Below are 22,136 nucleotides of genomic sequence, written 5' to 3'. Positions count from 1 at the left end.
ATAGAGGAAACAGAACATGCCAGATGACGAGCGCAAGCTCAACGAGACGCGCAGAAGAAAGCGCGCCGCCGCCGACACGAGCGGCCAGGAAAGCCCTGCCGCGCCACGGGCGCGGCGACCGGAAGCAAGGCAAGACGACAGGCAGGGGTCGAAGGCGGCTACCGCCAAGGATGCCGCTGCCAAGGACCCGGGCGGCGCCCCACAGGCGCCGGCCGACGGCGGCGGCAGGGCGCGGCGCGGACGCCGCGGCGCTGGGCGGCAGGGCGCGGGGCGTCAGGACGGCCAGGCGGGTCAAGGCGGCCAGAGTGGTCAAGGCGGCCAGGCCGCCGGTCGACCGGACCAACGCGCCGGCGACGCTCCCAGGAGAGCCGGCGCCACCCAGGGCTCCGGCGGTGCTCCCGCTAGCGAGCGGCAGGCCCAGGGCGACGACAAGAAGCTGAAGGTCATCGCGCTCGGCGGCATGGGCGAGATCGGCAAGAACATGTTCGCCTTCGAGTACGACGACGAGATCCTCCTGGTCGACGGGGGCCTCGCGTTCCCGGAGACGGAGATGCTCGGCGTCGACATCATCGTGCCGAAGATCGACTGGGTCGTCGAGAACTCCCACAAGATCAAGGGCTGGGTGCTGACGCACGGGCACGAGGACCACATCGGCGGCCTGCCGTACATGATCAGGCTCCTGCCGAAGGTCCCCATGTACGGTGCCCGGCTCACGCTCGGGCTCCTGCGCGGGAAGTTCGAGGAGTTCAAGCTCAGCGAGTCCGACGTCGACCTGCGCGAGATCAGCACGGACGCGCGCGTGAAGGTCAGCAAGAGCTTCACGGTCGACTTCTTCCGCATGACCCACTCCATCCCCGACAACTCCGGCATCATCGTCCACACGCCCATCGGACGCGTGGTGCACTCGGGCGACTTCAAGCTCGACTACAACCCGGCGGACGGCAAGACGAGCCACCTCCACAAGCTCGCCCAGGCGGGCGCCGACGGCGTGCTGCTCCTCATCTCGGACAGCACCAACGCCGAGCGCCCCGGCTACACGCCGAGCGAGCACGATGTGGCCATGGCGGTGGACGAGATCGTGGCCAAGGCCAAGGGGCGCGTCATCGTCACGACGTTCTCGAGCCATGTGCACCGTCTGCAGAACTTCGTGCGCATCGCCGAGCGCTACGACCGGCGCGTGGTCATGGAGGGGCGGTCGATGGTCAAGGCCATCGGCATCGCCCAGGAGCTCGGCTACCTGGAGGCCAAGCACGCCTTCGTGAGCACGGACGACCTCGGCGACATGCAGGACGACAAGGTCCTCTTCTTGTGCACCGGGTCACAAGGTCAGCCGATGGCGGCCCTCTCGCGCCTCGCCAACGGCACGCACCGGAAGATCCGCCTCAAGCCGGGCGACACGGTCATCCTCTCCTCCAACCCCATCCCTGGCAACGAGGAGGCCGTCGGGCGCGTAATCAACCAGCTCTACGCCAGCCGCGTCAACGTCCTCTACCCGCCCGCCTACAAGGTGCATACGTCCGGTCACGCCAGCCGCGAGGAGCTCAAGCTCATCCTCGACCTGACGCGCCCGAAGTTCTTCCTGCCGTGGCACGGCGAGATGCGCCACCAGGTGCACCACCAGCGCCTGGCGGACGGCATGAGCCACCCGCCGAAGAAGACGCTCATCGTCGGCAACGGCGACGTGGTCGAGCTGAGCCGCGACGACATGAAGGTGACGGGGAGCGTCGACGCCGGCGTCGTGCTCATCGACACCGTCGGCAAGGCCGGCGACGAGGTGACGGAGCCCATCATCCGCGACCGCCAGGCGCTGTCCGCGGACGGCGTCGTGGTGATCATGGCGCTCGCGAGCAAGTCGCCGACCGTCGAGGTCATCATGCGCGGCGTCGCCCAGGGCAGCAACGGCATGAAGGACGAGGTCGAGAAGATCGCGCTGGAGAGCCTGCAGCGCGGCATCCGCGAGAAGCGCCGCCTCGGCGACATCCGCGACGACATCTTCTACCCCGTGAGGCGTTACATCCGGAAGGCGACGGGGCGCAACCCGCTCATCGTGCCGACCGTGATCGAGAACTGAGGGGCGCCTCGGGCCGAAGGGTAGGCGCCGAGGGGCGCGGCGCACCGGGCGCGTAAGGGTCGGTGGGGCGTGGCGGGCGCGGGGCGCCCGGTCACCTAAGGTTCGGCCCCGAAGGGGCGTTGGGCTATGTCCGACGCCCCTTCGCCGTTCAGGTACGCCGCCACGCGCTCGAGCGACTCGGCCAGGAGCTCACGGCCCTGGCTGGGCAGGTCGGCCTCGTACAGGAGGGCGTTACTTGGCCTGCGCATGGAGTCGTAGCCGGCGGCCGCGACGTGCTCGCCGTGGCGGAAGAGGGTCACGGCGCGCGCCACGGGCACCTCGTAGACCGCTTCGACCTCCTCGAGCTGCAGGCGGTACTCGTCCAGCGGGCGCTCGTCGCGGGTGACATAGACGTCCTGATGCTCGCGGTCGGTCAGCGGGACCGGCAGGCCCGGGTACTCGCGCACGCTTACGACCGTGCCGAGGTACTCCACCTGGCCGGGCCGCAGCGTCAGGCCGAGCTCCTCCTTCGCCTCCCTCAACGAGTCGACGAACGGCTCGCCGGCGCGCACGTGCCCGCCCACGCTGACGTCGAGCTTGCCACCTTCCAGGTCCTTGGTCCAGGACCGGCGCTGCACCAGCACTAGGCCGCCGGGCCGCACCACCCAGATGTGGATGGCGCGGTGCCAGTCGCCGTCGACGTGCACCTGCGCGCGCGGCTTCACGCGGCCGGTGACCACACCGGCGGCGTCGAGGACGTCGAGCGGTTCCGTGCTCGGGTCGGTCACGGGAGGATGATACAGGGCTCGGGGTGGCGAAAGCTCAAGATCCCGTCCGTTACGGACGGGATCTTGCTGGTCGGGGTGGCCGGATTTGAACCGACGACCACTTGACCCCCAGTCAAGTGCGCTACCAGGCTGCGCTACACCCCGCTATGACCGCGGCGGCGCATGGCCTACCTGCGGGCGCTCCTTCAGGGCGCAACCGCAAGTTTACGTGTGGGCCGAAGTCCTAGTCAATGCTTGTGGCCCGCATGAAGCTCGCCTGGGCGCAGCGCCATCTTGCCGCCCGCGAACATCAGGGCCGCGATCGCCGTGGTGATCGGGACGGACAGGACGAGCCCGATGGAGCCGACGAGGGTGTGAACGACCTCGGTGGCCACCAGCTCGATGTTGACGGCGCGGGCCAGCGTGAAGTCGCCCATCGTGAGCAGCACCAGGAGGGGTAGGGCGGAGCCGGCGTAGGCGAGCACGAGGGTGTTCACCAGGGAGCCGATGTGGTCGTAGCCAACGCGCATGCCCGAGCTGTAGAGGCTGAGCCACGGCAGTTCGGGGTCGACGTGCGCCAGCTCGCGCACCACGCTCGCCTGCACGATCGTCGTGTCGGTCAGCGCGCCGAGCGCTCCGACGAGCAGGCCGGCCAGCAGCAGGCCGCGCATGCTCACTTGGCTGGCGCCGAAGGAGATCATCATGGCCTCCTCGGTGCCGAAGCCGGTCAGCCGAGCGAAGTGCATGAAGGCGACGCCGAGGACCATCGTCACCACCACGGCGCCGAAGGTGCCGGCGATCGCGGCGGTCGTGGACCAGTTGAGGCCGTGCACGAAGTAGATGGAGAGGAGGAGGATGCTGCCGGCCCCCACGAGGCTGACGAGTATGGGGCTCCAACCGTCGAGGATGCGGGGCACGATGAACGCGATCACGATGGCCAGGCTCGCACTGGTGGCCACGAACGCGCGTAGGCCCTTGAAGCGCGCCACGGCCACGCTCGTGAAGAGGAACAGCGCGACCAGCACGAAGAGGGCCGGCCGCCTTATCCAGTCGACCACCACGACGGTCCGCTGCCCGCCCGGTCCCTGCGAGTAGTAGAGCTCGACCTGGTCGCCCACGCGGTAAGGGGTGATGGCCGAACCCGCGACCTCGACCGAAGCCGGCACCTCCGCGTTCACGCGTTCGCCGCTGCCGAGCCTCACCACGGCGGCCCCGCCTGCGGTCGGCGCGGCCGGGTCGGTGTACTGCAGCTCGACTATGCGCCCTTCGAGGTAGCCGAACTCCGGGTTGGGCGTCTGGGCGCTCGCCACGGCGGCGAGCAGGCTCAGCAGTAGCCAGGCAGAGGCAAGCAGCAGACGGGCCGGCCGCAGGCGGCGCGGCGCGGTCGGCACGCTCGGGCATGTTTGGCTGTCACGCACGGTGGGGCTCCGATCACGATCCGCGGGCGTGCGAGCCGTTCCGGCCGCCCCGGGGATCTCCGAGGATACGCAGGCGCAGCGGACAGATGCAACCGCCCTACCTGGCAGCTATCTCTACCTGCGCAGACCAGGGGTACCTCCCATCCTTCACCCGCGTCCCCGGGCCGCGGACTCGTTGTGGCTCATCGCGGCAGCGATCCAGTAGGCCAACTCCTCCTCGGCCGCGAGCGACTCCGCGGAGACGGTCAGCCAGCCCGGGCCCATGGTGCGGCCGGCACCCATCTCGGCTTGCCTCGCTCCGGGTCGAGCGAGCAACTCGTCATGGCGGCGCGCCGGAACGCGCACGAGCAGTTCACCGCTCCTGCTAGCGCTGACGATCATCTTCTCGTTCACCATGACCGCCCGACCGCCGAACATGGCCACCTCGCGCACGGGGAGGTCGGGCGAGAGCAGGGAGCGCACGCGGAGGATCAGCTCTTCTTGGAGGGCCGTTGCCATGAGCGTGACGATATCCTCTCCGCGGGGCGGTAACGCCGGCTGGCACGGTCGAGTCGACAAGCGCCCGAGCACCGCTCCCCTTTCCACCTTCCACCGCAAAAGGTATGTGGTGGAACCAGGAGGCGCGCATGGCGCTCAACATCAAGGACGCGATCACCCACCGCCTGGCCCGTGAGTTGGCCGAGAGGCGCGGCACCACCATGACCCAGGCCGTCGCGGACGCGCTGGCGGAAGCGCTGGCACGAACCTCGACACCGCCAGCGTCCCCGAAACTCTCCAGGCTGGAAGCCGACCTCGCGAGGCTCGCCTACGCCAAGTACGGCCGCGGAGCGCATAGGGCCGCCCTGAACTTCGGCGACTGCTTCGCTTACGCGCTCGCGACCAGGCTCGGAGCGCCCCTCCTCTACCAGGGCACGGGCTTCTCGCTCACCGAGGTCACCAGCGCCTGACCGCCGCGCTTCTCGTAGGCGAGTCGGGCGCTCGAGCACCGCGTGCGTCCTACGGTTCTCGCAGCACCTCGTCCAGCTGCTCGAAGTTCGTGTCCATGCCCCCGTCCATGCCGCTCGCGACCATGGCATCGCAGGCCTCCCTCGACGTGAAGGTCGAGAGGACCTCGAGCGCGCTGCGACCGCCGGGCAGGTCGAAGAACCTGAGCGTCTCGAGCGTGGCGCCCGGCTCGTCCTCGTACTCCCACGTGTGGACGATCTGGCCAGGCGAGACCTCGTGGTACGACCCGCGGAACGCCCACCTGCCCTTCTCAGCCTCGACGATGTAACGGAACGCGCCGCCCGTGACCGCGTCGAAGTGGGCGATGCTCACCGTGGTACCGCGGGGGCCCATCCACCGCACGAAGAGCTCCGGATCAGTGTGGGCGCGCTGCACGAGCGCGGCAGGGGCGTCGAACTCGCGACGGTGGAAGAGGCTCTGCTCGCCTGTCCGGGTGTGCGTGGTCGGCTTGGGGTCGCTTGCGTGGTCGTGGCTCATGGTCTCTCCTTCGTGGCTCCGAGTAGCGGTTCGTCCAGCCCGCGGTAGCCTCCTCGAGGCGCGCCCGGCGCGCTCGCATGCGGCCCTCGGCGTCCTCGAACGCGGCGGGCCGGAGCTGCCCCGCCTCGTGCAGCCCTTCGCGGTGCCTGACTATGTCAGATGCTAGGCAGGGGTGTCCGTGTCGGCAGCGAGGGCGACCGGTATGCGCTCGCGACCCCCTGATATGGCATACTTGGCCGCCGATGACCACCTTCGACACGATCGTGATCGGCGCCGGCGTGATCGGCGCCGCGGCCGCCCGCAGACTGGCCCTGGACGGTAGCGTCCTCGTCCTGGAGCAGCACGAGCTCCTGCACGAGCGCGGCTCGTCGCACGGCGGCTCGCGGATCTTCCGCCATGCGTACGTCGACGAGTTGCACACGCGCCTGGCCGTGCGTGCCGACCCGCTGTGGGGCGAGTTGGAGGCTGAGACGGGTGAGCGGCTCCTCTTCCGCACGGGCGGCGTCGACCTCTTCGCGCAGGAGGACGAGGACGCCGAGGCCATGCTGGACTCGCTGGCGGCCGCCGGCAGCCCGGGCGAGCGCCTGAGCCGAGCCGACCTGGCGGCGCGCTTCCCCATCTTCGACGTCCTCGACGGCACGCACGCCGTCTACCACCCCGCCTCCGCGGTCCTGCCCGCCACGCGCGCGGTCGCCGCCCTCCTCCGCTCGGCCGCCGCCCGCGGCGCCGAGCTGCGCGAGCGCGAGCCGGTGCTCGAGGTGCTCCCGGGCCCGAGCGGCGTGGCGGTGAGGACGTCCCGCAAGACCTACGCGGCCGGGCGGCTCGTCATCGCGGCCGGCGCCTGGCTCGGCCGCCTCACGGCCGACCTGCGGTTGCCGCTGGTCGTGGAGCAGCAGCAGGTCGTCTACCTGCCGATCGAGTGGAACGCCGACCGGCAGAACGCCGACCGGCAGAACGCCGGCGCCTACCTCGTCGGACGCATGCCCGTCTTCATCGAGCGCCGCGCGAACCGGATCGACGGCATCTACGGCCTGCCCGCCTTCGAGTACCCGCACGCCGTCAAGGTCGCGCACCACGACCGGACGACGCCCTTGAAGAACGCCGACGAGCGCGACTTCGCGCTCGACCAGGCGCGCGCGGCCGACACGGTCGCGGCGGCGACGCGGCTCCTGCCGGGCCTGGGCGACACCCCTATCGCCGGCACCACCTGCCTCTACACGCGGACGCCGGACGAGGCCTTCATCGTCGACCGCCACCCGCTGCACGCGAACGTCGTGCTCCTGGGCGGCGGGTCGGGGCACGCGTTCAAGTTCGGACCGCTGTTCGGCGACTTGGCGGCCGACCTGCTTGACGGCGCGCCCGCCATACGCGAGTTCCGCGCGGACCGCTTCGGTTGAGCCCGCTCAGACCGCCGACGGGTCGTACGCCGCGCTCTGGTGCCTGAAGTACGTGTCGTACAGCTCGGCGTAATGCCCGCCCCGGGCCAACAGCTGCTCGTGCGACCCCTGCTCGACTACGGCGCCCTCCTCCAGGACCAGGATGCGGTCGGCCGAGCGCACGGTCGAGAGCCGGTGGGCGATCACGATCGCCGTGCGCCCCGCCAGGACCTCGTCGAGGCCCTCCTGGATCTGCGCCTCGGTCAGCGGGTCGACGCTGGCCGTCGCCTCGTCGAGGATCAGGATGCTCGGGTCCTGCAGGAGCACCCGCGCCATGGCGACGAGCTGGCGCTGGCCCATCGACACGCCCCTGCCGCCCTCGCCGACGTCCGTGTCGAGCCCGTTCGGGAGCGCCCCCAACCAGTCTCCCCCGCCGATGCGCGCGGCGGCGGCCAAGACCTCGGCGTCCGTGGCGCCTTCCTTGCCGTAGCCGATGTTGTCGCGCACCGTCCCGCTGAAGAGGAACGGGGTCTGCTGGACCACGCCGAGGTGGCGCCGGTAGCTCGCCAGGTCGAGAGTGCGGATGTCGCGCCCGTCTATCGTCAGGCGCCCGCCCTGGAACTCGTAGAACCGCGCCACGAGCTTGCCTATGCTCGACTTGCCCGCGCCCGTGTGGCCGACGAGCGCGACGGTCTCCCCCGCCTCGATCGTGAGGTCGAACCCCTCTAGGACGAGCTCCTTGTCGGTGTAGCCGAAGTCGACGCCCTCGAACCGGATGCGCCCGGCCACGCGCTCCGACTGGACCGCGTCCGTCTGCACCACGCGCGCCTCGGCGTCGATGAGCGCGAAGACGCGCTCGCTGGCGGACAGCCCGAGCTGGAACTGGCTCCAGAACGACGCGATCGAGGTGAGGGGGAACCAGAAGAGGCCCACGACCTGCACGAACAGGAACCACTCGCCGGCCGTGATGCTGCCGTCGAGCGCGCGTAGCCCGCCGAAGTAGACGATGAGCGCGGTGCCGACACCGCCGACGATGCCAAGGACCGGGAAGATGGACGAGAAGATGTAGCCCTGCAGGAGGTTGAGGCGGTAGGACTGGTCGTTGACACCGAGGAACAGGCGGTAGACGGCGTGCTCCTGCCTGAAGGCCTTCGCGACCGAGATGCCGGTGAGCGACTCCTGCACGTTCGCGTTCACTTCCGCGAGGACGCGCCGAGCCTGCACGGTGACCACGCGGGCGATGTGCCTGAACGCTAGCGCGATGGCCACCACGACGGGCGCGATTGCGAGGGCGATGAGCGCGAGGCGGGCGTCGATGTAGAGCAGGATGCCGAGGAGGATGACGACCTGCAGCACCTGGCTGATCAGGTTGAGGGTCAGCGTGACGACGTTCGAGAAGTCCTGCGTGTCGGACGTGACGCGGCTGACGATGCGCCCGGTCGAGAACTCGTCGTAGAACGACATGTCGCGCTGCATCACGGCCTCGAAGGCGTCGTAGCGCAGCTCGAGCACCACGTCCCCGACGGCGCGCGCCGTCAACCATTGGCGCAGGAAGTTGAGGCCCCAGGAGAGCGCCCCCGCCAGCGCGAACGCCGCCACGAGCCAGCCCGCGCGGTCCCACAGCTCGCGGCGCATGTCCTCGGCCGCCGCCAGGCCGTCGATGCCGGCGGACACGAGCACGGGCAGGGTGGCGTCCAGCGCCGCGGCCACGAGCACCGCCAGCCCGACGATCAGCATGATGGCGAGGTGCGGCCTGAAGTACTTGACGATGCGCCTGACGAGCTGACCGTCCGTGTACTCGCGGTCGTAGCCTTCGGCCGAGAGGCCGTCCATGACGAAGCCCATCAGTCCTGCCTCGCGAAGATGCGCCGGTAGAGGTCGCTACCGGCCAAGAGCTCCTGGTGGTTGCCGCGCGCCACGACCCTACCGCCGTGCATGAGGAGCACGAGGTCGGCGCGGCGGATCTGCGCGAGGCGGTGCGTGATCATCAGGGTGGTCCTGCCCTCCAGAACGGCGTTGATGGCGCGCTGGATGGCGTCCTCCGTCGCGCTGTCGATGGCGCTCGTCGAGTCGTCGAGTATCAGGATGCGCGGGTCCGTTAGGAGCGCCCGCGCGATGGCGAGGCGCTGCCTCTGACCGCCGGACAGCGTCGCGCCGCGTTCGCCGATGACGGTGTCGTACCCTTCCGGCATCGCCATGATGAACTCGTGCGCCTGCGCGGCCTTGGCCGCCTCGACCACGCGCTCGCGCGTGGCGGACTCCCCGAGCCCGAAGGCGATGTTCTCCGCCACTGAGCGGGAGAAGAGGAAGACGTCCTGCTCGATGACGGAGACCTGCGAGCGCAGGGCCTCGAGGTTCCAGTCGCGGGCGTCGACGCCGTCGATGAGCACGCGGCCTTGCGTCGGGTCGTAGATGCGGTTGACGAGCTTGGTGATGGAGCTCTTGCCCGACCCGGTCTGCCCGACGACCGCGACCGTCTGGCAGGGCGCCACCTCGAACGAGACGTCCTTGAGCGCCTCCTTGGCGTCGGCCGCACCCTCGTAGGCGAAGGTCACGCCGTCGAAGGCCAGGGCGCCGGCGATGCGCGCGTTATGGCCGGCGGCGTTCTCGTCCATCTCGACCTCGGCCGTTATGAGGTCGAGGATGCGCCTGGCGCCGGCCATGCCCATCTGCACGAGGTAGAACGTGAAGATCGAGATGAAGGCCGGGAAGCGCATGACGGCCATGAGGCCCATGTAGGCGACGAGGTCGCCCGTTGAGATCGCGCCGTGCGCGAGGAGGTAGAGGCCGTGGGCGAACGCGCCCGCGACGGCCAGGCCTATGAGCAGCAGGGGCAGGTAGCGCGCCTGCACGAGCCCGGCCTTGACGAAGTAGTCGCGGAACGCCTTGGCGTTGCGCGCGAACGCGAGGCGCTCGGCGTCCTCGCGCACCGTGGACTTCACGACCATGATGCCCGTGATGGTCTCGTTGAGCGCCGCGTTCAGGACGCCGAACTGCTGGCGCTGAGCCGTCGAGACGGGCTCGAGCTGCCGCATGTAAGAGCGCAGGGCGAAGTAGAACGACACGACGAACAGGGCGGGCGCGAGGAGCAAGCGGACGTCGATGAGCGCGATGAACACCATCGGCGTCACGAGGCTGGCGAGCGACTCCGTTATAAGCGCCACGCCGGGGTTCATCATCGGGTTGAGCTGGCGCACGTCGTTCGCGGCGCGCGCCATCACGTCGCCCACGCGGTTGCGGTTGTGGAACGTCTGGCTCTTGCCGAGCAGCGCCACGTAGAGCTCGTGGCGCGCGTCGCGCTCCAGCCGCTGGCCGAGGGTCTCCACGGAGAAGCTCATGGCCAGGTCGAGCACGCCGCGCGCGGCCACCAGACCGAGGATGAGGAGCCCGACCCTCAGCAACGCGCGCGCGTCTGCCTGGCCCGAGATGACGAGGTCGAAGGCGTCGCCCGTCACGCGCGGGATGATCGAGACGAGCACGTTCGTGCCGACGGCGCAGGCCAGGAAGGCGAACAGGAGCGGCCAGAACTGGAGCAGGTGCGATAGCACCCACCTGAGCGGGCTGCGGCGGTCGTACTCGCGCAAGCCGGCTACGGCGAACTCGCCCTGCGCCTGCGAGCCTGGCGGCTGAGGGCCCGGCGGCTGGGCGCCCTGGCCTCTAAGTGTCGTGGTCGGGATAGCCATCGGCTGCGGCCCTCCGAAGGCCGGCAACCAGTCTAGACCGGAAGACGCGGTTTCCGGCCACAGGGGTCATGGCCCGGTGGCCGGTCGCCCCGCGCCCAGGAGCGCCACGACGAGCGCGAGCGCCAGCAGGGCGCTGCCCGTCCAGAGCGCGCCGGTCGCCCCGCCGAAGGCCTCGCCGAGGGCGCCGGTGAGGGCCGGGCCGAGCGCCTGCCCGGCGGCGAACGCCGCGGTGGACAGCCCCATGGCCCGCGGCCAGGCGCCGGCCGGCAGCCGCGCCCTGATCAGCACCGTGATCGCCGTGACGACGCCGAGGAACGAGACCCCGAAGAGGAGCGCAGAGACGTGCGGCGCCGCGGCGACGAGCGGGGGCAGGCTCGAGACGAGCAGGGTGAGGAGGACGACGGCCTGCGCCACCGGACCCCCGAGCCGCCCGGACAGGGGCCCCCACACGGGACCGTTGAGGACGGCGCCGAGCCCGAGGACGAACCAGAACGGGCCGGTAGCCACCCGCAGGTCGGTGGTCACGAACGTCATGTAGGCGATGTAGCCGGCGCCGTAGAGGCCGTAGCTGACCAGCGCCGCGACGACGGGGCGCAGGCTGCCCTCCCCGGCCGCCACCGGCGGCGCGGGCTCGCGAAGCCGCGACCACGCGCAGAGGCTCACCGCCACGAGCGCCGAGGCGAGCAGCCCAAGCCACAGCCACCCGGTCCGCCAGTCGGCGGCGAGGGGAAGTACGGCCGTGGAGACGGCCATGCCGACGCCGATGCTGCCGAAGTAGAGCCCGAGGCTCGACGCCCTGCCGCCCGCCGCCATGACCAGCGCCGCTCCGCCGACGAAAACGACGGCGCCGAGCACCCCCTGGGCGAGCCGCAAGGCGGCCATGGCCCAGAACGGCGGGGCGGAGGCGAGCGCCAAGAGCGTCAGGCACTGCAAGGCCGCCGCCAGGTAGAAACCCTTCCCGTGGCCGGCGGCTCGCAGGATGCGGTGGCTGCCGAGCGCCCCGAGGAGGTAGCCGCCCGTGTTGGCGCTCCCGAGGAGCCCGGCTTGGGTGAGGCTCAGCCCGAGGCCGGTCAGCATGTCGGGTAGCACGAGGGCGTAGGCGAAGCGCCCCACCCCCACGGCCGCCGCCGGGCCGAGACCGAGCAGGGCGGCGGCGACCAGTGTGCTCACGGGCTCCCCACGCGCGGCAGGTGTTGGCGATGTCACGTCCTAGACGTTATCAGGTCGGGCTACAATGACATATCGACTCCCCCCTTCACCCGAGAGGAACCTGCCGATGCGCGTCGCGTATAAACTCCTAACCCTGCTGCTCCTCGCCACGAGCGCGGCCGCGCTCGCCCAGGCGATGCCGCGGGAGACTCGTCTCTCGATCCTTCAGGCGGTCGTGCAGATCGTCCCTTACGACACGGCCGCCGACGACCTCGTCAACTGGTCCGGCTCCGGCACCATCATCAGCCCGTCCGGCTACGTCCTCACCAACTTCCACGTCGCAGGCGACCTCACTACCCGTCGCAGCTACGAGTGGCACACCATCTGGGTCACGGATCCGGAGTTCACGGACCAGCCGCCCGAGTTCTACTTCTGGGCGCAGTACGTGGCCGGCGACCCGACCCACGACCTCGCGCTCCTCAAGATCGTCGAGTGGTACGACGAGGAGCCCGTGGAGGACGGCTTCGTGTTCCCTCACGTGCAGGTCGGCGACTCGAACAACCTCATCCCTGGCGACCCCATCACCATCGTCGGCTACCCCGGCATCTCGGGCTCCACCATCACCTTCACGGCCGGCCTCATGTCCGGCTGGGTGGGCGAGAACTTCGAGAGCGGCGGCAAGCAGTGGATCAAGACAGACGGCAAGATCTCCCACGGGAACTCGGGCGGTGGCGCGTTCGACGAGAACGGCTACCTGATCGGCGTCCCGACGGCCGGGCGCACGGTCAAGTACGACGACCTCGACGTCGAGGAGCAGGCTTACGTGAGGCCGATCAGCCTCGGCTGGGCCCTGATCGGGCCCAACGTGCCAGACGTCGCGCGCGCCGGCTCCAGGGCGCCCGTGGCGCAACCGGGCACCACGCAGTCGAACACCCAGACCAGCGACCAGCCGGCTGCCCCGAGCAGCAGCGGGGTCGGACCGTGCGACTTCTGTTACGTGCAGGAGCTCAGCCTCGGCGACAAGGTGACGTACGCCATCGGCGGAGTGCCCCAGTACATCAACTTCCACTCTTACAGCGTGAACGTGCCGGCCGGGACGGCGGAGCTCACCGTCCTGCTCGACTCGGACGACGACCTCGACCTCGCCATCAAGTTCGGCGCGCCCATCGAGTCCTGGGGCGACGAGGGCGACTGGGAGTACCGTGACATCACGGAGGCTCCGGGCGGAGCCTTCACGATCTCGCTGCCCACGCCGGGCGAATGGCATATCGACGTCATCCAGTACTACGAGGACCGCAGCACGAACTACACGCTCTCCGTCAGGTAAGGCCCGGTCCCGGTCAGGCCGACCGCGCCCTGGGGGTGGAGCCGGGCCACCTAACCTCGCGCCCTAGCCACACCTGTTATCATCGGTCGCGCTCCTTGGAACAGCACGAGGAGCGCGACCTTCGCGTGCGCCCGTAGCTCAGTTGGATAGAGCGGGGGACTCCTAAGCCCTAGGCCACAGGTTCGACTCCTGTCGGGCGCACCACCTTCCCCGCCACCCCCCACGCCTGCCTTCCTGCTTGTTGGGGTAATCGTGGGAGTAGTTACAGCGGGGGCAATCGTGGGGAGCCGCCCCCAGCCAGTGATCGACGGTCGCCAGGCAGGGCAAGAACCGGTAGGTGCAGCATGCGCAGACTCGTCCTCACCGCCTCGCTCCTCGCGGCGCTCACCGCGCCGTTCCTGTTACTCCCGACCGCCTCCGCCGCCTCCGAGCTCATCGTCGGCCTCATCGCCTCGCGCACGCTCGCGCCCGGCGCCGCCCAGACGCTCGTCGGCACCGCATGGGCGTCCGAGGTGCGGGCCGGAGGCGGGGTCTTCGGCGTGCCCGTCGAGCTCCTCATGGCCGACGATGGCGGCGACCCGCAGCGGGCGGCCGAGCTCGCCGAAGGGCAGATCGCGAACGGAGCCTTGGCGCTCGTCTGCTGCACCACGACGGCGGCCAGCCGCGCGGTGGCCGCCGTCGCCGAGGCGGCCGGGGTCGCGCTGCTGGCGCCCGTCCCGTTCGAGCCGGCCGACCGGCAGAACTACTGGGCGTTCTCGCTCGCGCCCTCGGATACGGACGCGCTGGCCGCCATCGTGGCCGACGCGTACCGCAAGGGGCGTTCGTCGCTCGCCCTCCTCGCGCCCGACCTGCCCCTCACCGCCACGGCCGGCGATCAGCTCGTCGCGCTGGGCGCCATCGTCGGCATCAGGCTCGTCGCCGACGAGCGCTACCCGGCGGGCCAGAGCGAGCTGCGACCCGAGGCGCTCCTGGTGGCGAGCAACCGGCCGGGCGCGGTGGTGGTCTGGGGCTTCGCGGACGACCTGGAGAACGCGGTCTCGGCCTTAAGGCGCCGGGGCTACGAGGGCGACGTGTACGGCAGGAGCCTGCCGTTCTTCCCCGGGGGCGAACCGCCGGCCGGAGCGCGCGTCGCCGACATGCTCGTGGCGGCTCCGCCCGCCGCCGCGCTGGCCGGGGACCGCGGACTTGCGCGGTCGCTCGACGACCCCGACGCCGTCGGACCGTGCACCGCGGCCGCGACCGAAGACGCCGCGCGGCTGGCCGAGGTTCCCGGGGCCGCGCGCAACGCGCTCGTCACCGCGCCGGTGCTGGCGGGGCTCGATCTCCTGCGTTCGGCTTTCGAGCAGGTCCTCGCGCTCCAGATCCCGACGAACGACGCGGGCGTCCTACGTCAGGCGGTGAGGGACGCCCTGGTCGGCCTCCCGCCGACCTGCACCGGTGCCGGCAGCATCGACCTGGAGGACGGCCGCACGAGCGCGGTCCAACCGCGCGGTCTGGTGATGATCGAGGTGACACAGACCGGTCTGACCGTTCGTTGAGGCACCCTCACCAGGGTAGCAGACCGGTCTATCTATGGCTTTTCTTGCACGCGCTCGGGAGGGTCGAGGCTCGGAGAGTACACTCTAGGCAATGACCGAGCGCATCCAACCCCTCAAGTACGAGTTCGAGACGCTGGAGCGCAGCCTCTCGGACCCGACCCTCCTGGCGGACGCCACCGCGTACCGACGCGTGCTCAAACGTTACGGCGAGGTCAAGAGCATCCTCGACACGGCCGCGGACGTCGCCCGCCTAGAGAGTCAGCTGGACGGGCTCGCCGAGCTGCTGTCCGACCCCGACCTCAGGACCGAGGCCGAAGACGAGGCTGAGCGCCTAGAGGAGTCCGTAGCCAAGCGCAGGGCCGAACTCGCCGACCTCCTCACGCCCCGCGACCCCTTCGACGACAAGGACGTCATCGTCGAGATCCGCGCCGCCGCCGGCGGCGACGAGGCCTCGCTCTTCGCCCGGGAGATGCTGGGCATGTACTTGCGCTACGCGAGCGGCCTCGGGTTCAGGACCGAGCTCATCGACTCCCACCCGACCGAGGTCGGCGGCCTGTCGAAGGTGTCGTTCGCCGTGACCGGCGCGGGCGTCTACCGCGCCTTCAAGTTCGAGTCGGGCGTGCACCGCGTCCAGCGCGTGCCGGCAACGGAGGCGCAGGGGCGCATCCATACGAGCACGGTCACCGTGGCCGTCCTCCCCGAGGCCGACGAGGTCGACGTCGCGCTCTCCCCGAGCGACTACCGCGTCGACGTCTACCGGTCGAGCGGGCCGGGCGGGCAGTCGGTCAACACGACGGACTCGGCCGTCAGGGTCACGTACCACCCCGGGGAGGCCGACGAGATCATCGTGACGTGCCAGGACGGCAAGTCGCAGATCAAGAACAAGGAGCGCGCCCTCACGGTCCTGCGCTCGCGGCTCCTGGAGCGCGAGCGGGAACGCGCCATGAGCGAGGCGCGTGAGGCGCGGCTCGTGCAGATCGGCACGGGCGACCGCTCCGAACGCGTCAGGACCTACAACTTCCCGCAGTCGCGCGTCACCGACCACCGCATCGACTTCACCACCCACGACCTCGCGGGCGTGCTGGCCGGCGAGCTCGAGGACCTCACGGCCGCCCTCCAGGCCGAGGAGCGGGCAAGGCTAACGCTCGAGGCCGCGCACGCGGGTGGCGACGCCCTCGCCGAACGGCTGGGCGCTCGTGGCGCGGCGTGAGTTCGTCGTTGCCGCGGCCATCCTGCTCGACCCGTCCGGTCGAGTACTGCTCGTAGGCAACGACTGGCAAGGGCACGGCCGGGTCCGGTACACGCTCCCGGGCGGGGTGGTGGAGCGCGGCGAGTCAACGCTCGACGCCTTGGTGCGCGAGGTCAAGGAGGAGACCGGCCTCGAGATAACGGGCGTGAAGGGCTTGGCGTACGCGGTCCACGTGGAGGACAGGCGCCGCAACGACCGCGCCGTGTCGTTCGCGTTCTTGGCCGAGTACCAGGGGCTCCTCAACCCGCGCGACCCGGACGGGTTCATCGTCGAGGCGCGCTTCTTCCCGGTCGAGGAGGTCGCCATGATCGTCCCCATCCCGCCGCTACGCGACCCGCTCGTGACCTACCTGCGCGAGCGCGTGCCGGGGCGCTTCTACGCCTACGGCGGTTGGGACGGCCGGGCTTTGCAGAAGGCCTGACGCTCACCATCATGGTGTCAGCGCGGCAGGCGAACGGCCAGGGCGCCTAGCGACGAGAAAGGCGGCGAACGCCATAGCGCGTTCGCCGCCCCGTCGCCTAGGAGGTACGGCTCAGAGGTTCTCTACGAGCGCCTCGCCGAACTCGCTGCACTTGAGGAGAGTGGCGCCTTCCATGAGCCGGTGGAAGTCGTACGTCACGCGCTTCTGCCCGATCGTCCCGCTCACGGAGCCGAGCACCATGTCGGCGGCCTCCGTCCAGCCCAGGTGACGCAGGAGCATCTCGCCGGAGAGGATCACGGAGGACGGGTTCACCTTGTCCTGGCCCGCGTACTTGGGTGCCGTGCCGTGCGTCGCCTCGAAGACGGCGTGGCCCGTGAGGTAGTTGATGTTCGCGCCGGGCGCGATCCCGATGCCGCCCACCTGGGCGGCGAGCGCGTCGGACAGGTAGTCGCCGTTGAGGTTGAGTGTCGCGATGACGCTGTACTCGCTGGCGCGCGTGAGGACCTGCTGCAGCATGGCGTCGGCGATGACGTCGTTGAGGACGATGTCGCGGCCCGTGCGCGGGTTCTTGAAGGTGCGCCACGGCCCGCCGTCGAGGAGCGTGGCCCCGAACTCGCGGTCGGCGAGCTCGTAGCCCCAGTCGCGGAACGCCCCTTCGGTGAACTTCATGATGTTGCCCTTGTGGACGAGCGTGACGGTAGGCTTGTCGTTGTCGATGGCGTACGCGATGGCGGCGCGCACGAGCCGCTCAGTGCCCTCGCGCGACACGGGCTTGATGCCGATACCGGACGTGGCAGGGAAGCGGATCTTGTCGTACGCCTTCGGGAACTCGCGCTTGAAGAGCTCGAGGAAGCGCGCCGCGTCATCGGTGCCCTCGCGGAACTCGATGCCGGCGTAGATGTCTTCCGTGTTCTCGCGGAAGATGATCATGTCGACGTCCTCAGGGCGCTTGACGGGGCTGGGCACGCCGGTGAAGTACTGGACGGGCCGCACGCAGGCGTAGAGGTCGAGGAGCTGGCGGATGGCGACGTTGATGCTCCGGATGCCGCCACCGACCGGCGTCGTCAGGGGGCCCTTGATGCCGACCAGGTACTCGCGGATGGCGTCGACCGTCTCGTCAGGCAGCCAGACCTGTTCGCCGTAGACCTCGTTGGCCTTGTCGCCGGCGAACACTTCCATCCAGGCGATGGCGCGCCTGCCGCCGTACGCCTTGGCCACGGCGGCGTCCAGCACGCGCTGGGAGGCGCGCCAGATGTCCGGGCCCGTGCCGTCGCCCTCGATGTACGCGACGATCGGCCGGTCGGACACTTGCAGCTGGCCGTCCTGCAGGACGATGCGGTCCCCTTCCGGGACCTTGATGTGGCGGTAGCTCATGCGCTTCCTCTTCCGTGCGCCCACGCCTCGCCGTCGACGGCGCCCATGGGCCACCCAAGCAACTGATCGCCTCTCGCCGCCGGCATGGAACCTAGAACCCGGCGGCGTGCGTCGCAGGCGAGTTTACCACGGTGCCTGGCGCGTTCCGGACGCCGCGGGCGGCGCGGCGCGTAGCCGGTCCGCCGAGGAGCGCCCGCCTCCACGGCTAGACTGGCGGGTCGATGGTGCCTGACGACCACGAGACCCGGATCTCCACCCTGCTCGGCGCGCCGCTGCCGGAAGCGTTCTACCGCCGCTCGGCTGACGAGGTGGCGCCCGACCTCCTCGGCGCCTACCTCGCCGTGCGCCCGGCCGGCGAAGCCCCACGCGTGGGCCGCGTCGTCGAGGTCGAGGCTTACGTCGGCGAGGAGGACGCGGCCTGCCACGCCTACAAGGGCCGGACGAAGCGCACCGCCACCCTCTACGGCCCGGCCGGCACGGCGTACGTTTACCTCGTGTACGGCATGCACGAGCTCTTCAACGTCGTCTGCCAACCCGAGGGCGTGCCGCACGCCGTCCTCGTAAGGGCGGTCGAGCCCGTCGAGCGCACGGGCGCCGACCCGCGCGCCGCCAACGGACCGGGCAAGCTCACGCGTCTCCTCGGCATCGACCGCAGCCACGACGGCGGCTCGCTCCTCGCGCCCCCGATAACGCTGCACGCTGGACCAACGCCACGGCGCATGGTGATCACGCCGCGCGTCGGCGTGGCGTACTCCGGGCGCTGGGCCGACGCCCCGTTGCGCTACTACGACGCGGACAGCCCGGCCGTCTCACGGCCGCCCAGGGGGCGCGTCGGGAGCGGCTAGCCGTTCTCGACCTCCTCCTTGAACTCCTCCTTGGGAGTGAGGGTGCGGTCGCGCACCCCTTGCACGAACGGCTCGACGTGGATGGTCGTTACGAGGTCCTCGAGCTCGGCGTGGATGGCGTCCTCCACCCTCCCGACCAGGTCGTGGGCCTCCTTGACGGTCAGCTTCGGGTCGACGAACACGTCGACCTCGGCGAAGCTCGCATGCCCGGAACGCCGCGTCCGCAGGCGGTGGAAGCCGAGGACGCGCGGGTCGGCTTCCAACACGGCGAGGATCTTCGCCTCCTCCCGCTCGGGGAGGCGCTCGTCGAGGAGCCGCGAGAGGGCCTGGCGCATGACGCGCACGCCGACCACCACGATGTTGGCGGCCACGACGAGGGCTACGAGCGGGTCGAGCGGCTGCCAGCCCGTGAGCGCCACCAGCAGCACGCCGACCACCACGCCGAGCGAGGTGTAGACGTCCGTGAGGATGTGGCGGGCGTTGGCCGCGAGGGCGTCCGAGCGCTCCTTGCGCGCCACGGAGAAGAGGTAGACGGCGAGGAGGCCGTTGAGCACGGCTGCGAGGACCGAGACGCCCACCCCAAGTGCGACGTTGGTGAGCGCCTCCGGGGCCAGGAGGCGACCCACGGCGCTCCACGCGATGACCCCGGCCGCGACGATGATGAGGGCGGCCTCCAGCACGCTCGAGAGGTACTCCGCCTTGGCGTGCCCGTACGGGTGCCGGTAGTCGGGCGGCGCCACGGAGACGCCTAGCGCCACGAGGAGGACCACGGCGGCGACGAGGTTGACCAACGACTCCGCCGCGTCGGAGAGGAAGCCGACGGAGCCTGTCGCCAGGTAAGCGGAGAACTTCAGGCCGAGGATGAGCACGGCGCCGGCCAGGCTCACCCAGGCAGCCCGGCCGCGACGCCCGCGCGGCGCCTCGGCCGCTGGGGTCCCGGTTCCGGGCGCCTCGGCTCCCCGTGCCGCTTGCGGCCCGGCGCCGGCGAGGGCTTCCGGCGTCATGTCAGGTCGGTTCGCCCTCGTCGCCGGTACGAGCCGTCCAGCCGGCGTCCTCGTAGCGTGCGGCTCCTTCGTCGCCGTCTTCCCCGGCCTCGCCCTCCGCCGCTTCATCGCCCCAAGCGTCCATGAGCTCTTCCGGGACCTCGCCGCGCTCCATGCGCTCGAGGAGCTCGGCCAGCTCGTCGCCCTCGAAGTCCGTCACCGTCTCGGCGATGACGGCCATGGCGCGCTCGCCGTCCGCCTCGGGCACCAGGACGTACGTCGCCTGGGCCGAGGTGAGGCCGAGGTGGGAGAGCACGTCCGTGAACGACTCAGCGCCGCGGATCGTGGTGATCATGCCCTCGTCCTCGAGGATGGTGGCGACCATCTCGGCCAGCGGCATGGCCGGCGCCACGTCGACGATCGTCCAGCGGTCGCCGTTGATGAGGACCTTCTCACCCTTCATGCTGTCTCCCCGTTCTTCCGGCGCGCGAGGTAAGCCTTGGCGAACTCGGCGTAGGCGCGCCGGGCGGCGTGCAGGTCGGCGACGGCCACGCTCTCGTTGGTGGTGTGCGCCAACTCCTCCTCGCCAGGCCCGAAACCGATGACGGCCGCGCCGCGCCGCGCCAGGTGCGGGGCGTCGGTGCAGAACCACCACACATCTTCCTCGAAGCGCCTGCCGACGGCCGCGAGGGCGCGCCCGAACGCCTCACGCGCCACCCGGACGGCCGGGGCGTCCGGATCGGCCAGGTACGCAGCGGTGGAGCGTAGCGCGTCCTCGCCGCCCCTGCCGCTGTCCGCGATCCGCACGACGATGCGCTCGTCGTGCGCGATGGAGCGTAGCCGCTCGACGACCTCTGCCGGCCCCTCGCCGGGCACCGACCGGTAGTCGACCGTGAGGACGGCGGAGCCGGGGACGACGTTGGTCGAGTCGGACGGCGAGCTGACGACGCGCGTCGGCGTCGCGCTGGAGCCGCCCAAAGCTCCCCCGCGCGGCAGCTCGAGCCCCTCGAGCGCGAGGACGTAGCGGGCGACGTGCGCCAAGGCGTTCTCGCCGAGCGAGGCCCGCGCCGCGTGCGCGATGGCGCCCGGGAACACGACCTCGACGACGTTCGCGCCGCGGTGGCCTAGCATCATGCGGCACTTGCTCGGCTCGCCGAGCACCACCGCGTCGTAGGCGAGCGTGGCCGCGATGTGCCTGGCCCCGAGGCCGCCGACCTCCTCCTGGACGACGCCGCTGACGATCAACGTGCCCTCGAAGCCGGCCGCGGCGGCGTCCGAGGCCGCCATGACCATGCAGGCGAGCGCGCTCTTCATGTCGCAGGCGCCGCGCCCCCAGAGCCGCTCGTTCACCACGGCGCCGGAGAGCGGCGGGTAGGGCCACAGGTCGGGGTCTCCGACCGGCACGGTATCGATGTGGCCGTTGAGCATCAGCGTCCTGCCCTCGCCCCGGCGGATCACGCCGATGGCGTTGCCGACCTCGTCGAGGTAGGCCTCGTCGAAGCCGTTCGCCTCGAACGCCTCCAGCATCACGGCGGCGGCAGGCCCTTCCTTGCCGGTCTGGCTCGGCGCCTTGATCAGCTCGGAAGCGAGGGAGACGAGGGAGTCTTGCATCCGGTCATCATACGAATAATCGCAGCGGCGCCGGACGGCGGGCAATATGCTGGCTGCCGAGATGACCAGCGCTACCGCCCTGCCCGCCGGCGCGTGGGCTTGCCCCGCTTGCGGGCAGGTGAACCTCGCGGGCGTCACCTGCGAGGCGTGCGGCATCGCGCTTCGCTCGCTGGACGACCCGCCGCTCGACATCCCGTACCAGCCACGCCTCACCCGGCTCCCGAGCTTCTGGTTGGCGCTCGTCTGGGCGTTGGCCGCCGTCGGCGGGCTCGCCCTGTGGCTCTCCCCGGTCGCCAGGAGCAACCTCGGCAACCTCTTCCTCGTCGGCGAGGTGGTCGCCTCGGGGGCCGCCGCCTTCTCGTCGCTCTTCACGGCGTTGTGGCAGCGGGTGTTCAACCAGCTCGAGGTGGTCGTCCCGCCGCACGTCAAGAGCGGGGAGGAGCTGAACGTGGAAGTGCGCCTCGTCCCGTACGCGACGGTGGGTCCCGTCTCCGTGGACGTGCGGCTCGTGGATCGCTTCTACGTGAAGGTCGACGACCGGGTCGAGACCGCCAAGCGCGAGTTGGGAAGCACGAGCCTGCTGAAGCGCGGCAGACTGCGCGGACGCCGGCTCACGAGCCTGTCGGCGCGGTTCGTAGCGCCGTTCCCCGCCACCACGCACCAGAGTTTCCAAGTGGACGTCATGGCCGACCTGCTCGGCATCCTGGCGTTCGCGATCCCGGCCCTAGGCTGGCAGGCGCGCAACCTGAAGGAGCATGGCGGCTACTACGTCGAGGCGGTCGTGCGCGTCGGGCCGCTCACCAGGCGCTACCACAAGCGCGTGCTCTCTTACCTCGTCGGCGAGAGGCTCTACGTCGGCTGAG

The 22,136-nt window shown here is 70.6% G+C and carries 20 protein-coding genes and 2 tRNA genes; 10 read left to right on the top strand and 12 right to left on the bottom strand.

The window, feature by feature from the left end; genetic code table 11:
- Nucleotides 1-16 precede the first annotated feature (16 nt).
- Nucleotides 17-2,071, top strand: a complete 2,055-nt coding sequence (locus M9914_02460) for a ribonuclease J (protein ID MCO5173027.1) — start codon at nt 17-19, stop codon at nt 2,069-2,071.
- A gap of 95 nt (nt 2,072-2,166) precedes the next feature.
- Here the strand turns inward: M9914_02460 and M9914_02455 are convergent, their stop codons facing one another.
- The 4 genes from M9914_02455 to M9914_02440 all read right to left on the bottom strand — a co-directional run bounded on the left by M9914_02455 (nt 2,167) and on the right by M9914_02440 (nt 4,733).
- Nucleotides 2,167-2,838 carry an NUDIX domain-containing protein gene (locus M9914_02455; GenBank protein ID MCO5173026.1) on the bottom strand — a complete coding sequence of 224 codons (672 nt, stop codon included), beginning with the start codon at nt 2,836-2,838 and terminating at the stop codon, nt 2,167-2,169.
- Nucleotides 2,839-2,905: 67 nt separating this feature from the next.
- A tRNA-Pro gene (locus M9914_02450) sits at nt 2,906-2,982 on the bottom strand.
- A gap of 83 nt (nt 2,983-3,065) precedes the next feature.
- Nucleotides 3,066-4,235 carry a YibE/F family protein gene (locus tag M9914_02445; GenBank protein ID MCO5173025.1) on the bottom strand — a complete coding sequence of 390 codons (1,170 nt, stop codon included), beginning with the start codon at nt 4,233-4,235 and terminating at the stop codon, nt 3,066-3,068.
- Nucleotides 4,236-4,382: 147 nt separating this feature from the next.
- Nucleotides 4,383-4,733 carry a TfoX/Sxy family protein gene (locus M9914_02440; protein ID MCO5173024.1) on the bottom strand — a complete coding sequence of 117 codons (351 nt, stop codon included), beginning with the start codon at nt 4,731-4,733 and terminating at the stop codon, nt 4,383-4,385.
- Nucleotides 4,734-4,861: 128 nt separating this feature from the next.
- On the opposite strand from M9914_02440, the gene M9914_02435 reads away from it, so the two are divergent.
- The gene (locus M9914_02435; protein ID MCO5173023.1) at nt 4,862-5,182 is read left to right on the top strand and encodes a type II toxin-antitoxin system VapB family antitoxin; all 321 of its coding nucleotides are present in this window, start codon (nt 4,862-4,864) and stop codon (nt 5,180-5,182) included.
- Nucleotides 5,183-5,231: 49 nt separating this feature from the next.
- Here the strand turns inward: M9914_02435 and M9914_02430 are convergent, their stop codons facing one another.
- Nucleotides 5,232-5,717: an SRPBCC domain-containing protein gene (locus M9914_02430; GenBank protein ID MCO5173022.1), complete on the bottom strand. Its 486-nt coding sequence runs from the start codon at nt 5,715-5,717 to the stop codon at nt 5,232-5,234.
- Nucleotides 5,718-5,959: 242 nt separating this feature from the next.
- On the opposite strand from M9914_02430, the gene solA reads away from it, so the two are divergent.
- Complete coding sequence (solA, locus tag M9914_02425; GenBank protein MCO5173021.1) at nt 5,960-7,114, top strand: N-methyl-L-tryptophan oxidase; 1,155 nt, start codon at nt 5,960-5,962, stop codon at nt 7,112-7,114.
- 6 nt (nt 7,115-7,120) lie between these two features.
- Here solA and M9914_02420 read toward each other — a convergent pair whose 3' ends face one another.
- The 3 genes from M9914_02420 to M9914_02410 form a co-directional block, all read right to left on the bottom strand.
- Nucleotides 7,121-8,938: an ABC transporter ATP-binding protein/permease gene (locus M9914_02420; protein ID MCO5173020.1), complete on the bottom strand. Its 1,818-nt coding sequence runs from the start codon at nt 8,936-8,938 to the stop codon at nt 7,121-7,123.
- The gene (locus M9914_02415) at nt 8,938-10,776 is read right to left on the bottom strand and encodes an ABC transporter ATP-binding protein/permease (GenBank protein MCO5173019.1); all 1,839 of its coding nucleotides are present in this window, start codon (nt 10,774-10,776) and stop codon (nt 8,938-8,940) included. The genes M9914_02420 and M9914_02415 overlap by 1 nt, the downstream gene beginning before the upstream one ends.
- A 66-nt stretch (nt 10,777-10,842) precedes the next feature.
- A complete protein-coding gene (locus tag M9914_02410) occupies nt 10,843-11,946 on the bottom strand; it encodes a YbfB/YjiJ family MFS transporter (GenBank protein ID MCO5173018.1) in 1,104 nt (367 codons plus the stop codon).
- A gap of 106 nt (nt 11,947-12,052) precedes the next feature.
- Here M9914_02410 and M9914_02405 point away from each other — a divergent pair, with 106 nt between their 5' ends.
- From M9914_02405 to M9914_02385, 5 genes are all read left to right on the top strand, one after another.
- Nucleotides 12,053-13,252, top strand: coding sequence for a serine protease (locus M9914_02405; protein ID MCO5173017.1), 1,200 nt, complete (start codon nt 12,053-12,055; stop codon nt 13,250-13,252).
- Between the two features lie 127 nt (nt 13,253-13,379).
- A tRNA-Arg gene (locus M9914_02400) sits at nt 13,380-13,456 on the top strand.
- A 140-nt stretch (nt 13,457-13,596) separates the two neighbouring features.
- Nucleotides 13,597-14,790: an ABC transporter substrate-binding protein gene (locus M9914_02395; protein MCO5173016.1), complete on the top strand. Its 1,194-nt coding sequence runs from the start codon at nt 13,597-13,599 to the stop codon at nt 14,788-14,790.
- Between the two features lie 91 nt (nt 14,791-14,881).
- Nucleotides 14,882-16,000: a peptide chain release factor 1 gene (gene prfA / locus M9914_02390; protein MCO5173015.1), complete on the top strand. Its 1,119-nt coding sequence runs from the start codon at nt 14,882-14,884 to the stop codon at nt 15,998-16,000.
- Nucleotides 15,987-16,460, top strand: coding sequence for an NUDIX hydrolase (locus tag M9914_02385; GenBank protein ID MCO5173014.1), 474 nt, complete (start codon nt 15,987-15,989; stop codon nt 16,458-16,460). The genes prfA and M9914_02385 overlap by 14 nt, the downstream gene beginning before the upstream one ends.
- A 111-nt stretch (nt 16,461-16,571) precedes the next feature.
- Here the strand turns inward: M9914_02385 and icd are convergent, their stop codons facing one another.
- Nucleotides 16,572-17,834, bottom strand: coding sequence for an NADP-dependent isocitrate dehydrogenase (gene icd / locus M9914_02380; protein ID MCO5173013.1), 1,263 nt, complete (start codon nt 17,832-17,834; stop codon nt 16,572-16,574).
- Nucleotides 17,835-18,055: 221 nt separating this feature from the next.
- Here icd and M9914_02375 point away from each other — a divergent pair, with 221 nt between their 5' ends.
- On the top strand, nt 18,056-18,679 hold the full coding sequence (locus tag M9914_02375) for a DNA-3-methyladenine glycosylase (GenBank protein MCO5173012.1): 624 nt from the start codon (nt 18,056-18,058) through the stop codon (nt 18,677-18,679).
- On the opposite strand, the gene M9914_02370 is transcribed toward M9914_02375, so the two are convergent.
- Genes M9914_02370 through M9914_02360 form a run of 3 tightly spaced genes read right to left on the bottom strand, consistent with a single transcriptional unit; the run spans nt 18,676 to nt 21,273 of the window.
- Nucleotides 18,676-19,683 (bottom strand): cation diffusion facilitator family transporter, encoded by a 1,008-nt coding sequence (locus M9914_02370; protein MCO5173011.1) that lies wholly within the window; start codon nt 19,681-19,683, stop codon nt 18,676-18,678. The two genes, M9914_02375 and M9914_02370, sit on opposite strands and share 4 nt — an antisense overlap.
- A 1-nt stretch (nt 19,684) precedes the next feature.
- Nucleotides 19,685-20,125 (bottom strand): hypothetical protein, encoded by a 441-nt coding sequence (locus tag M9914_02365; protein MCO5173010.1) that lies wholly within the window; start codon nt 20,123-20,125, stop codon nt 19,685-19,687.
- Entirely contained in the window at nt 20,122-21,273 is a 1,152-nt protein-coding gene (locus tag M9914_02360; protein MCO5173009.1) for a M20/M25/M40 family metallo-hydrolase, read from the bottom strand. The genes M9914_02365 and M9914_02360 overlap by 4 nt, the downstream gene beginning before the upstream one ends.
- A gap of 61 nt (nt 21,274-21,334) precedes the next feature.
- Here M9914_02360 and M9914_02355 point away from each other — a divergent pair, with 61 nt between their 5' ends.
- Nucleotides 21,335-22,135, top strand: a complete 801-nt coding sequence (locus M9914_02355) for a hypothetical protein (GenBank protein ID MCO5173008.1) — start codon at nt 21,335-21,337, stop codon at nt 22,133-22,135.
- The last annotated feature ends 1 nt before the right edge of the window (nt 22,136 follow it).

The organism is Trueperaceae bacterium (assembly GCA_023954415.1).
Taxonomy (GTDB): Bacteria; Deinococcota; Deinococci; order Deinococcales; family Trueperaceae; genus JAAYYF01.
This window is presented reverse-complemented; position numbering and strand designations above follow the sequence as displayed.

Coding starts and splice junctions, on each gene's coding strand:
- M9914_02405 (MCO5173017.1), top strand. CDS start 12,053: ATGCGCGTCGCGTATAAACTCCTAACCCTGCTGCTCCTCGCCACGAGC.
- M9914_02435 (MCO5173023.1), top strand. CDS start 4,862: ATGGCGCTCAACATCAAGGACGCGATCACCCACCGCCTGGCCCGTGAG.
- icd (MCO5173013.1), bottom strand. CDS start 17,834: ATGAGCTACCGCCACATCAAGGTCCCGGAAGGGGACCGCATCGTCCTG.
- prfA (MCO5173015.1), top strand. CDS start 14,882: ATGACCGAGCGCATCCAACCCCTCAAGTACGAGTTCGAGACGCTGGAG.
- M9914_02365 (MCO5173010.1), bottom strand. CDS start 20,125: ATGAAGGGTGAGAAGGTCCTCATCAACGGCGACCGCTGGACGATCGTC.
- M9914_02370 (MCO5173011.1), bottom strand. CDS start 19,683: ATGACGCCGGAAGCCCTCGCCGGCGCCGGGCCGCAAGCGGCACGGGGA.
- M9914_02415 (MCO5173019.1), bottom strand. CDS start 10,776: ATGGCTATCCCGACCACGACACTTAGAGGCCAGGGCGCCCAGCCGCCG.
- M9914_02355 (MCO5173008.1), top strand. CDS start 21,335: ATGACCAGCGCTACCGCCCTGCCCGCCGGCGCGTGGGCTTGCCCCGCT.
- M9914_02375 (MCO5173012.1), top strand. CDS start 18,056: ATGGTGCCTGACGACCACGAGACCCGGATCTCCACCCTGCTCGGCGCG.
- M9914_02460 (MCO5173027.1), top strand. CDS start 17: ATGCCAGATGACGAGCGCAAGCTCAACGAGACGCGCAGAAGAAAGCGC.
- M9914_02440 (MCO5173024.1), bottom strand. CDS start 4,733: ATGGCAACGGCCCTCCAAGAAGAGCTGATCCTCCGCGTGCGCTCCCTG.
- M9914_02420 (MCO5173020.1), bottom strand. CDS start 8,938: ATGGGCTTCGTCATGGACGGCCTCTCGGCCGAAGGCTACGACCGCGAG.
- solA (MCO5173021.1), top strand. CDS start 5,960: ATGACCACCTTCGACACGATCGTGATCGGCGCCGGCGTGATCGGCGCC.
- M9914_02395 (MCO5173016.1), top strand. CDS start 13,597: ATGCGCAGACTCGTCCTCACCGCCTCGCTCCTCGCGGCGCTCACCGCG.
- M9914_02430 (MCO5173022.1), bottom strand. CDS start 5,717: ATGAGCCACGACCACGCAAGCGACCCCAAGCCGACCACGCACACCCGG.
- M9914_02360 (MCO5173009.1), bottom strand. CDS start 21,273: ATGCAAGACTCCCTCGTCTCCCTCGCTTCCGAGCTGATCAAGGCGCCG.